This is a genomic window from Photobacterium sp. GB-36 (assembly GCF_003026135.1).
GTDB lineage: Bacteria > Pseudomonadota > Gammaproteobacteria > Enterobacterales > Vibrionaceae > Photobacterium.
On sequence record NZ_PYNY01000017.1, the window covers coordinates 84,159 to 95,389 of the forward strand.

Below are 11,231 nucleotides of genomic sequence, written 5' to 3' on the forward strand. Positions count from 1 at the left end.
AAAAAAAGCCTGTCGATTTGACAGGCTGTACGGATAAGGCTGTCACCACCTTACCTTTAAACTCATAATATTTATTAATTCTGTACCGTTAACTGTGGGTGCCAACGACGCCCGATTTTAGACACTAAAATCAATAATCCTGGGATCAGTAACCACATTTGTAACGTCATTAGCACGGGGGATGAGAAATCTAATCGTTGGGTTAGGCTCACCATGACACCAGCACCACTCATTTGGAATAGCCCCAATAATGCTGCTGCAGTTCCAGCACGATCGCCAAATGGTGCTAATGCTTTTCCGGCTGCAGAGCCTAATACAAAAGCAAAACCAAAGGAACAAATGAAGATTGGCACCATAAAAGCCCATGCTTGCTGTAATGGGCTTAATAGCAGCATCAGAGCGCCAGCCATCATTAAGATAATCAAACCAGTACGTAACGTTCGGCGAGTACCAAAGCGATCCATAAATCTGGGTGCAACCATACAGGCTGTAATATTGAGCACAGCATTAATACCAAACCAGATCGTAAACTGGTTCATGTCTTGACCAAGGTGGTTCATCAACCACACTGGTGCTGAAGTTACATAGGCTAAAATCACCGCCATCGCTAACATGCAAAGTGTAGCGTGAAATAAAAATGTTGGTTCGCGTAATACCGACCAGTAACGACTAAGACTAATAGTAGAGCCTTTCACATTAGTACTGACAGGGCGTGTTTCTTTAAATAACACCATCACAAAAAGACCTGCAACTAACGCAAATCCTGCCATGAAACTAAAGTTTGAACGCCAGCCAAAATGATGAGTAAGCCAAGTGCCTAAAAGAGGAGCAAGCGCAGGAATAAAACAAATCGCACCATTTAAATAGCTGATCATACGACCGCTTTTTTCAGCGCCAAAACTATCACGAACCGCAGCAAAAGCAGCAACAGAGGTTGCGCAAGCACCAAAGCCTTGTAGCAAGCGTGCCAACAAAAGTAAATCTAAACTATGTGCAACATAAGCCATCACAGCACTAAACCCGTAAATGACAATACCACCAAGAGCAATCGGACGACGACCAATACGATCAGCTAATGGGCCAGCTATTAATTGTCCGAGACCAAGGCTAAACATGAACCATGTCACCGTATCTTGAACACGGGTAGGATCAACTTGAAAAGCATTTGCCATAACAGGCAATGCAGGAAGATAAATGTCTATAGCCAACGGGCTAAATAACACCAAGGTCACCATTAAGGCGACAAGCCGAGTATCGGTAGAAGTAGAGGTTGTCATGTGGCGTTCCTAGAAAAAGATCGCGCAAGTCTACGGTGTTATGAGAGTGAATAAAAATGGTTTATTTTCAATACCGCTTTTCCAAATTGGAATCCACCAGCCAACGTATTAATCACTAAGATAAATAGAGTCATAAGGTGAATACCCTGTTATTTATCATAGAGACAATTGAAGCGAGCCGCTAAAAAAGCTAACGTAACAATATTAAACCTAAATCGCTAATACCACAGTGAGCAGGGTGAATTAGATCTAACCGCCTTCTAAAGGTGGTTTCTTGACAAGGAACAGACATGCAAACAGTTATCGCACAACGTATTGAGCAAATCCGTCAATGGCTTGAAACACAGCAGCTCGATGCCTTACTGATCCCTCATGAAGATGAATATCTTGGTGAGTACATTCCCGATCATAATGAGCGCCTTCATTGGCTAACTGGATTTACTGGCTCAGCAGGTGCTGCCGTGATCACTCGTGATCGTGCTGCAATGTTTGTTGATGGTCGTTATGTTGTGCAAGTGCGCAAGCAAGTACCGGGTGATGTGTTTGAATATTGTCATTTGATCGAGCAACCACCGGTGCACTGGGTATTAGAAAATCTAGCAGCAGGTAGCAAAGTCGCTATTGATAACCGCCTACACAGTGCAGCATGGCTGAAAAATGCCACGACAACCCTTGATGGTGAACTAGAGCTAGTATCAGTTAACGAAAACCCAATTGATGAACTATGGCTTGATCGCCCAGCACCAAAACTGTCGGATGCGGAGTTAATGGGTCTAGAGTATGTCGGTCAATCAAGTGAAGAAAAACGTGAACAAATTGCCGCACTACTAAAAAAACAAAAAGCTGATGCTGCCTTTTTAAGTCAGCTTGATAGCATTGCTTGGCTACTCAATGTTCGTGGTGATGACGTTCACTGTCTACCCGTTCTGCTGTCAGCTGCTGTGATCCACAGCGATGCATCAGTTGATTTCTACATCGATCATCACCGCCTACCAGAAGGTTTTGCAACGCACGTAGGTAACGGCGTCAATATCCGCGAGCCAGAGCAACTCGCCGCGGGTTTAGCCGCACTTTCAAGTAAACGTGTACAGTTTGATTCAGCGAACAGTAATGCATGGGCAGCTCAGCAACTGACTGATGCTGGCGCACTGCTTATTGAAGCAGCTAATCCAACACTGCTACCAAAAGCCGCTAAAAATACGACTGAAATAAATGGCATGAAAGCGTGTCATATTCGTGATGGTGTCGCGATTTCTAAATTTCTTGCGTGGGTAGATAATCAAGTTGCAAGTGGCAATCTATTAGATGAAGCAGTGCTTTCCGATCAACTTTGGCAATTCCGTCAGCAAGATCCAAGCTGTCGTGACGTGAGCTTCGATACGATTTCCGCCTCTGCGGGTAATGCAGCAATGTGTCACTATAACCACATTGACCAACCACAGCCAGGCAAGCTGCAAATGGATACGGTTTACTTAGTCGATTCAGGCGGTCAATACCCTGACGGTACGACCGATATCACCCGTACTATCGCTATCGGTAATCCTGGTGATGAAGTAAAACAAGCCTTCACACTGGTACTAAAAGGTCATATTTCATTGGCTTCGGCACGTTTCCCGAAAGGTACAACAGGCTCACAACTTGACGCACTCGCGCGTCAGCATCTATGGGCACATGGCTTTGATTATGATCATGGTACAGGTCACGGAGTGGGCCACTTCTTAAGTGTTCATGAAGGTCCACAACGCATTTCTAAAGTGGCTAACCCAACCGCGCTACTGTCAGGTATGGTGTTATCTAACGAGCCAGGTTATTACCGTGCAGACGCATTTGGTATTCGTATCGAAAACCTTGAACTGGTCGTCGATATTGAAACTCAAGGTGACATGAACGTCATGGGTTTTGAATCGTTAACCCGTGCGCCAATCGATAAGCGTTTAATCGATCCTGCACTATTAACTGACGTAGAGCTTGCATGGCTTAACAACTATCACCAAATCGTGTTTAACGTGATCAGCCCATCGCTGACAGGTAGTGATCTTGAGTGGCTAACACAAGCGACATCACCACTAAGCCGCTAACGCTTAGATAAGAAAAAGAAAAGCCAGTACGCATCACGTACTGGCTTTTTATTATCCAGAATAGGCGGGATGCCAATCTTTCCACACCACTTCAAACCCCTGTTGCTTGACCGCTGTAGCGACATCTGCAACCGAACGTTCATCACTGATTGCAAACTGTTCTAGCTCTGGCGTGTCATCAGCGTATCCGCCCGGTTGGGTTTTAGAGCCCGCCGACATACTAGTGATCCCCAAAGGCAATACATTATCGCGAAAATGCGGTGATTCTCGCGTCGATAACGACAGCTCGACTTCAGGATTAAACAACCGATAAGCACAAATCAATTGCACCAGTTGGCGATCCGTCATCACCGATTTAGGCTCTAATCCACCAGTACAGGGTCTTAAACGTGGGAATGAAATCGAATAGCGGCTTTGCCAATACGTCCGCTCAAGATAGGCCAAATGACTAGCAACAAAAAAACAATCCGTGCGCCATTCTTCCATGCCAATCAAAGCACCGATCCCAATCTTGTCTATTCCGGCTTTTGCTAACCGATCTGGTGTCGCTAAGCGGTATTCAAAATTGGTTTTATTGCCTCGCAAATGATGCTTCGCATAGGTTGGCGCATTATAAGTTTCTTGATACACCATCACCGCATCTAAACCAAGTTGTCGCAGCTCTTGATACTCATCTTGCTCTAGTGGCTGTACTTCCATTGCCAAATAACTGAAGTGCTGTTTGATTTGAGGGATCGCATCACGAAAGTAATTCATACCAACTTTGGTTTGATGCTCGCCAGTGACCAGTAACACACTATCAAAATTTAGCGCTTTTATTGCCTCACACTCTCGCTCTATTTCTTGTTCACCCAAGGTACGGCGCTTAATGCGATTTTCCATCGAAAAACCACAATAGGTACACGCATTGGCACACAGATTCGAAAGGTATAACGGCACATAAAAACTCATGGTATGACCAAACCGCTGACGTGTTAGCATCGCAGAGAGTTGTGCCATTTGCTCTAAGTAAGGTTCAGCCGCAGGGGAAATTAAGGCTTTGAAATCCTCTAGATCCAGCGTTGATTTTCCTAAAGCACGCTCAACATCGGTAGCCGTTTTAGCATAAATCGACAAACGGATATCATCCCAATCCATTTGTTGCCAAACATCCACAAAGCTCATGTTGGCTCCTTAATCGTTAAGAAATGCCGTTAATGGACTTGATGCAATTGCATGGTTCACCTTACCTGCAAGACCCGCTTCATAGGCCATACGACCACTTTCCACGGCCAATTTAAATGCACGCCCCATTGCAATCGGATCACTTGCCGCTGCGATGGCAGTATTGACCAATACCGCATCAGCCCCCATTTCCATCGCTTCTGCGGCATGAGAAGGTGCCCCAATGCCCGCATCCACCACCACAGGTACTTGCGCCTGATCGATAATAATGCGAAGAAAATCGCGAGAAGCGACCCCTTTATTCGAGCCAATCGGCGCACCTAATGGCATCACGGCAGCGCAACCCACATCTTCTAATCGCTTACAAAGCACAGGATCGGCATGACAGTAAGGCAGTACGACAAACCCTTCTTTTACCAATTGCTCAGCCGCTTTTAGCGTTTCAATCGGATCAGGCATGAGGTATTTTGGATCAGGGTGAATTTCTAATTTTAGCCAATTCGTCCCCAATGCTTCTCGGGCTAACTGCGCGGCAAAGATCGCTTCTTTGGCATTTTTCGCCCCTGACGTATTAGGCAGTAAGTTCACTCCTGCTTGGATCAATGGTGCTAAGATATCGTCATCACGCTCAGCGATATTGACTCGCTTTAGTGCCATAGTCACGAGCTCAGATCCTGCTGCTAAAATCGATTCTGCCATAACATCACGATTGGCGTATTTACCTGTTCCGGTAAACAGTCTCGATGTGAATGTTTTATCTGCAATAGTCAACATATTAACCTCCAGCTATCGCTTGAAATAACGCGATCTGATCGCCATCAGCAATGACGGTTGTCGACCACTCACTGGCTCCAACAATGCGCTGATTTATCGCGACCGCAGTACCTTGTATGGGTAAATCTAACTGCTTAACAAATTGATGAACGGTTTGCTCAGCCTCGCAAGACATAGATTCATCGTTCAACCAGATAGTTATCATGGTAGCCATTTACACAACCTCTCTTTGATCTTGCTGACCACACACAGGGCAACCAGAATCAGCATCGATTGATACCTGCTGCCATTTTCCTGTTAAGCCATTAAATTGCTGCAGCAAACCAAACCCAACTTCAGCAACACCTGCGATAGCTTTGATCGCATTAAGCGCTTGTAACGTTCCAATAGTGCCAACAACAGGCCCCATCACGCCGTTACTACGACAATTTTTATCTTGTGGTGACGCTTCAGTACTAAATGGAAACACACATTGATAACACGGTGAGGCCTGCCTGAAATCAAACGCCAGTAACTGTCCTTGCCAACCTATCGACGCACCGGCAATCAGTGGTGTTTGATGCTGATAACAAGCTTGATTGACCGCATAACGGGTAGCCCAGTTGTCACTGCAATCAAGTACAATATCGGCCTGTTGTACTTCCATTACGAGTTGAAAACCTGCAAGCTTAGCTTTTACTGCACGCGTTCGTACCAATGGGTTCAATGCTAAAAGCTGATCACAGGCTGCTTGCGCTTTATTGAGTGACACATCGGTTTCTCGATAAATCACCTGACGCTGCAAGTTCGAACTCTCAACCTCATCATCATCAGCAATCACCAGTAACCCAACACCCGCAGCCGCTAAATACATCGCTGCCGCTGAGCCTAAACCTCCCGCACCGACGATCAATACCTTGGCATTGTTAAGTGCAAGTTGCCCCTGCTCTCCCATCTCTTCCAGCATGATTTGTCGGTTATATCGAATAAAAGCAGTATCAGAGAGTCTGTCAGTTGTCATCCTTAACCTCCCGCTCAGATAAGCATTGATTGAGTTGTTCGACGGCAATCGCAGGCTCACTTGACTGGGTGATCGCGCGTACCACCGCAACACTACTTACCCCTGTTTTCCAAACGACGGGCACACGAGATAAATCAATCCCCCCAATTGCCACTGTTGGAAACGTATTGCCAATCAATTGTTGATACAGCTTTAAGCGGTGAACGCCTTGCGGTAATGACGGCATTTGCTTGGTTGTGGTTGGGTAAATATGACCAAGGGCGATATAACTGGGATTAAATGCCATCGCACGTAATATCTCGTAATACCCATGGGTTGAGATCCCTAAGCGAAGATTCGCTTGTTGAATGGCATTGAGATCAGCGACCGCTAAATCTTCTTGTCCCAAATGCACCCCAAAAGCACCATGCTCAATAGCCAGTTGCCAATAGTCATTAATAAAGACCTGCGCATTTGCCTGCAGACCTAACGCAATAGCATGAGCAACATCTTGGTTCAAACCTTGTGCATTCGGATCTTTGATCCGCAGCTGAGTGGTTTTCACATCCAATTCAAGTAACTGCTTAACCCATTGGACGGAATCCACTACCGGATATAACTTCAGTTTATCACTATCAACAGCAGCAAAAGCTTCAACTGGCTGACATTCGAATTGCCAACCAATATCTGACAGCTTTGAAAAATTAGCACAAACGATGTCAGGGAAAGCCTCACGCTCAGTTGGCCAAATGCCCATCTGCGTTGACTGGGCATACGCCCTTGCCAGCACTAGAGCATCTTCTAAGGGGTAATCAAGCGCGAGTGCCACCAATAACATCGCTCTCTGTTGAGTCGCATTACCAAGCTCAACACTGAAACAACCACGAACGTCACCATCATGATGCCAAAGATCAAGATAACCACCCTTGACAGGTAAACCACATACCACAACGTTAGATCGTTTCAGTATTTGCGCTTTGATCAGCGAAAGATCTACCTCAGAAGATACCCATTGATCTTGAAATACATAATCAATTAGCTGAGTGGAGCAGGCTTGTTCAAAGCCCACTCGTTTAACGCAAGAGGGCGTCGATACCTCTATCCACTCTTGGCTTGATGGTATTAACGTGACTTGCTCACCTAACTGATACTCTGTCGCAGAGGCTAATAATGGCTCAATATGCATCACCAGAGACGATAAGACCTTTGGTAAGCTTAAGGTGCTCATTAGCTTTCCTCTTTAGCTAGGTGATATAACTCACTACCTTTAGATCGAAACTCTTGTGCTTTTTGCTGCATGCCTTCAAGTGGATCATCTAATAGCTTGATCGTGATTTCTGAGTCTTCTAACCCCTTAGCGTAATCTCGTACTTCTTGAGAGATCTTCATTGAACAGAATTTAGGGCCACACATTGAACAGAAATGGGCAACTTTACCTGACTCTTGAGGGAGCGTTTCATCGTGATAGGCACGCGCCGTTTCAGGGTCAAGACCGAGATTAAATTGATCTTCCCAACGGAATTCAAAACGCGCTTTAGATAAGGCATTATCGCGCACTTGTGCACCAGGGTGGCCTTTTGCTAAATCAGCAGCATGAGCACAGAGTTTATAAGTGATAAGACCGACTTTTACATCGTCTTTATTAGGCAAGCCTAAGTGTTCTTTGGGTGTCACATAACAAAGCATTGCACAGCCATACCAACCAATCATCGCCGCACCAATACCCGATGTAATATGATCATAACCCGGTGCGATGTCTGTCGTCAGTGGACCTAAGGTATAGAATGGCGCTTCATGACAATGCTCTAGCTGCTCTTCCATGTTTTCTTTAATCATGTGCATGGGTACGTGACCGGGGCCTTCAATCATGACCTGCACATCGTATTCCCATGCAATTTTAGTTAACTCACCTAATGTGCGCAGTTCACTAAACTGGGCTTCATCATTTGCATCGGCTACAGAGCCTGGACGCAAACCATCGCCCAGTGATAGTGAAATATCGTATTGCGCACAGATCTCACAAATCTCACGGAAGTGCTGATAGAGGAAGCTTTCTTTATGGTGTGCCAAACACCACTTCGCCATGATAGAGCCGCCACGCGATACAATACCTGTCACACGTTTCGCCGTCATAGGTACATAACGAAGAAGTACGCCAGCATGGATAGTGAAGTAATCCACACCTTGCTCAGCTTGCTCTAGTAATGTGTCACGAAACACTTCCCAGTTAAGGTTCTCAGCCACACCATTCACTTTTTCAAGCGCTTGGTACATAGGTACAGTACCAATCGGGACTGGGCTATTACGAATGATCCACTCACGCGTTTCGTGAATATTTCGACCAGTTGATAAATCCATTACCGTATCGCCACCCCAACGGGTCGACCAGACAAGTTTTTCAACTTCTTCTTCAATCGATGAACTCACCGCTGAGTTACCAATATTGGCATTCACTTTAACAAGGAAATTACGGCCAATGATCATTGGCTCAGTTTCAGGATGGTTAATGTTGGCAGGAATAATTGCTCGGCCTTCAGCCACTTCTTTACGCACAAACTCAGGCGTAATTTCTTTTGGTAAATTAGCACCAAAGCTCACACCTGGATGTTGTTGGTTTAATACTTCATCACGGTATTTCGCACGACCCATATTTTCACGGATCGCGATATATTCCATCTCAGGCGTAATAATACCTTGGCGCGCATAATGTAATTGCGTCACACAACGCCCAGCTTTTGCACAACGAATACGCGCACGTTCCGCAAAACGTAAATCATCAAGCGTCTTATCATCTAAACGTTCATTGGCATACTCAGAGCTTAACCCTTCTAGTAATTCAGTATCGTCACGCTCTGCGATCCATTGCTCACGCACTAACGGCAAGCCATTATAGATATCGATGTTTTTTTCAGGATCAGTGTAAAAACCAGAAGTGTCGTAAACTCGAATAGGCTCGTTAGGCTCAAAGATAGGATTATCTTTACCGCCACCAACCAAGCTATCAGCTAAAGTGATTTCACGCATAGGAACAAGCACATCAGGACGGCTACCTTGAACATACACTTTCTGTGAGTTCGGGTATGGTTGTGCTGTTAATGATTCAATAAATTGTTTCGCTTCCAGTCTCGCTTGCTTGCGATTCGACATAGCAGTTTCCTTGATTTTTCAATGTAGGGGAAAATGCTTGGCGGATGGGCGTAAACAAGAGGTGTGTACCTAAGTACAGCTATGCAGATGCATACAGTGATCCCTTAAGATATGTAGCAGAAAACATTCTCTCGTTCCCTTCGCAGGTATTAGCCTGATCAGGTTCAACGGATCCCGCAATGCGGTCTCAGCCATATGGCACTCCGACAAGTAGCAATGAGTATAAAGAAGCCGTTATAGTGCAACAACCTTTATACTGAGAAAAATAATAAAAAGTGACAAACAACAAAAAGCCGTGCATCAACACGGCTTATTATTACATTGCATATTTTAATCGTTGTTACTGTGAAATTAATACATCACAACCTAGGTGATTAGCCAAAGAATCACTTAAATCACCAAACAAGTGAAAAGTCGATTTATGGTAACCTGTGATCACTAGGCTAGCATTCAGTTCTTTTGCTAAAGCCTCTATATGCTTTGAAACATCGCCATCTGCAGTATGTATCGCTTTAACTTTATGAGAAGAAGCTGTAATTAAATCAGATAACTCTTTCATGCGTTTTTTTGCAATCGCATCATGCTCTTCTTGTAGCTCAACTTCCACATCAATAAAACTTACGTTTCCGATCCCTGGCTCAACATAAGCAACATGTAAATCAGCGTGATTTTGCTCAGCGATAACGCCAGCTTTCACCATCAATTTATGCGCATTTTTATCTTCAGGATTAACCGCTAATAACACTGTTTGGTAAAGCGACATACCTAGCCTCCTTGAGCTAAGGCTCATAGTAAATTCATTATTTATGATTATGATGCTATAAATATAGCTATACAACTAAGTATTACGCTGACTATTTAATATTAACTTAAATCAATGATTGCATTTTTGGAGAGTTCTCACTCTTCTCGCTAGCGATTATCATGAGCGCTTTCTATCATTACCTAAAAATATAAACGAGATCCCAATGAGCCAATATTTATTACTAGGATTCATCGCGCTTGGTGGTGCATTCGGCGCCTGCTCAAGATACCTCATTTCTGAGCTATGCGTAATGCTATTTGGCCGTGGCTTCCCATACGGTACTTTAACCGTAAACGTGCTGGGCTCCTTGATCATGGGGCTATTGATGTCAGCACTTAATCAAGGAATGATTGAAGCTGCACCATGGCGACCTATTATCGGCTTAGGCTTCCTAGGCGCACTAACAACATTCTCCACGTTCTCAATGGACAATGTTGTCTTGATGCAACAAGGTGAATTTTTCAAAGCAGGTTTAAACATTTTACTTAACGTTATTGTCAGCATTGCTGCTTGTTATGTTGGCTACCAGCTTATGATGAAAAGTTAATAGATAACCGATAAAAAAACCGCCTGCATGGCGGTTTTTTTATATCTAAATTAAACGAGTCATCACTTTATGCTAATGAAGAAGAACAAGTAATTCATTATTCTATTTAGATTAAAATTCTAAGTAACGCTATATGTTTATGGCACTTATCTTCAGACGAAAAAAAACCTGAATCTTTCGATTCAGGTTTCTTTAATAAAGTGGCGGAGCGGACGGGACTCGAACCCGCGACCCCCGGCGTGACAGGCCGGTATTCTAACCAACTGAACTACCGCTCCACACGGAGATAAAACTTTCGTTTTATCCGATACCTATCGTTCAGAACAAGTATCTTAAATTTGAAGCCTGGCGATGTCCTACTCTCACATGGGGAGACCCCACACTACCATCGGCGCTATTACGTTTCACTACTGAGTTCGGCATGGGATCAGGTGGGTCCATAACGCTATGGTCGCCAAGC

The 11,231-nt window shown here is 44.5% G+C and carries 10 protein-coding genes, 1 tRNA gene, 1 rRNA gene and 1 riboswitch; of the genes, 2 read left to right on the forward strand and 10 right to left on the reverse strand.

Annotation, left to right across the window (positions count from 1 at the left end; translation table 11 throughout):
- Positions 1–74: 74 nt before the first annotated feature.
- A complete protein-coding gene (locus C9J46_RS14940; protein WP_107207824.1) occupies positions 75–1,277 on the reverse strand; it encodes a multidrug effflux MFS transporter in 1,203 nt (400 codons plus the stop codon).
- Between the two features lie 290 nt (positions 1,278–1,567).
- On the opposite strand from C9J46_RS14940, the gene C9J46_RS14945 reads away from it, so the two are divergent.
- The gene (locus C9J46_RS14945) at positions 1,568–3,355 is read left to right on the forward strand and encodes an aminopeptidase P family protein (RefSeq protein WP_107207825.1); all 1,788 of its coding nucleotides are present in this window, start codon (positions 1,568–1,570) and stop codon (positions 3,353–3,355) included.
- Between the two features lie 51 nt (positions 3,356–3,406).
- Here the strand turns inward: C9J46_RS14945 and thiH are convergent, their stop codons facing one another.
- The 7 genes from thiH to C9J46_RS14980 all read right to left on the reverse strand — a co-directional run bounded on the left by thiH (position 3,407) and on the right by C9J46_RS14980 (position 10,182).
- Entirely contained in the window at positions 3,407–4,519 is a 1,113-nt protein-coding gene (thiH, locus tag C9J46_RS14950) for a 2-iminoacetate synthase ThiH (RefSeq protein ID WP_107261198.1), read from the reverse strand.
- 9 nt (positions 4,520–4,528) lie between these two features.
- On the reverse strand, positions 4,529–5,293 hold the full coding sequence (locus C9J46_RS14955) for a thiazole synthase (RefSeq protein ID WP_107291127.1): 765 nt from the start codon (positions 5,291–5,293) through the stop codon (positions 4,529–4,531).
- A gap of 1 nt (position 5,294) precedes the next feature.
- The gene (thiS, locus tag C9J46_RS14960; RefSeq protein ID WP_107207828.1) at positions 5,295–5,507 is read right to left on the reverse strand and encodes a sulfur carrier protein ThiS; all 213 of its coding nucleotides are present in this window, start codon (positions 5,505–5,507) and stop codon (positions 5,295–5,297) included.
- Positions 5,508–6,293, reverse strand: coding sequence for a HesA/MoeB/ThiF family protein (locus tag C9J46_RS14965; RefSeq protein ID WP_107207829.1), 786 nt, complete (start codon positions 6,291–6,293; stop codon positions 5,508–5,510).
- A complete protein-coding gene (gene thiE, locus C9J46_RS14970; protein ID WP_107291128.1) occupies positions 6,283–7,500 on the reverse strand; it encodes a thiamine phosphate synthase in 1,218 nt (405 codons plus the stop codon). Before thiE ends, C9J46_RS14965 begins: the two co-directional genes overlap by 11 nt.
- The gene (gene thiC / locus C9J46_RS14975; RefSeq protein ID WP_107291129.1) at positions 7,500–9,419 is read right to left on the reverse strand and encodes a phosphomethylpyrimidine synthase ThiC; all 1,920 of its coding nucleotides are present in this window, start codon (positions 9,417–9,419) and stop codon (positions 7,500–7,502) included. Before thiC ends, thiE begins: the two co-directional genes overlap by 1 nt.
- A gap of 118 nt (positions 9,420–9,537) precedes the next feature.
- A riboswitch (TPP riboswitch) is annotated at positions 9,538–9,635 on the reverse strand.
- Between the two features lie 124 nt (positions 9,636–9,759).
- Entirely contained in the window at positions 9,760–10,182 is a 423-nt protein-coding gene (locus C9J46_RS14980) for a universal stress protein (protein WP_107207831.1), read from the reverse strand.
- Between the two features lie 205 nt (positions 10,183–10,387).
- Here C9J46_RS14980 and crcB point away from each other — a divergent pair, with 205 nt between their 5' ends.
- Complete coding sequence (crcB, locus tag C9J46_RS14985) at positions 10,388–10,771, forward strand: fluoride efflux transporter CrcB (protein ID WP_005372395.1); 384 nt, start codon at positions 10,388–10,390, stop codon at positions 10,769–10,771.
- 201 nt (positions 10,772–10,972) lie between these two features.
- On the opposite strand, the gene C9J46_RS14990 is transcribed toward crcB, so the two are convergent.
- Together C9J46_RS14990 and rrf are read right to left on the reverse strand one after the other, a co-directional pair.
- A tRNA-Asp gene (locus tag C9J46_RS14990) sits at positions 10,973–11,049 on the reverse strand.
- Between the two features lie 65 nt (positions 11,050–11,114).
- Positions 11,115–11,230, reverse strand: a 5S ribosomal RNA gene (gene rrf / locus C9J46_RS14995).
- Position 11,231 lies beyond the last annotated feature (1 nt).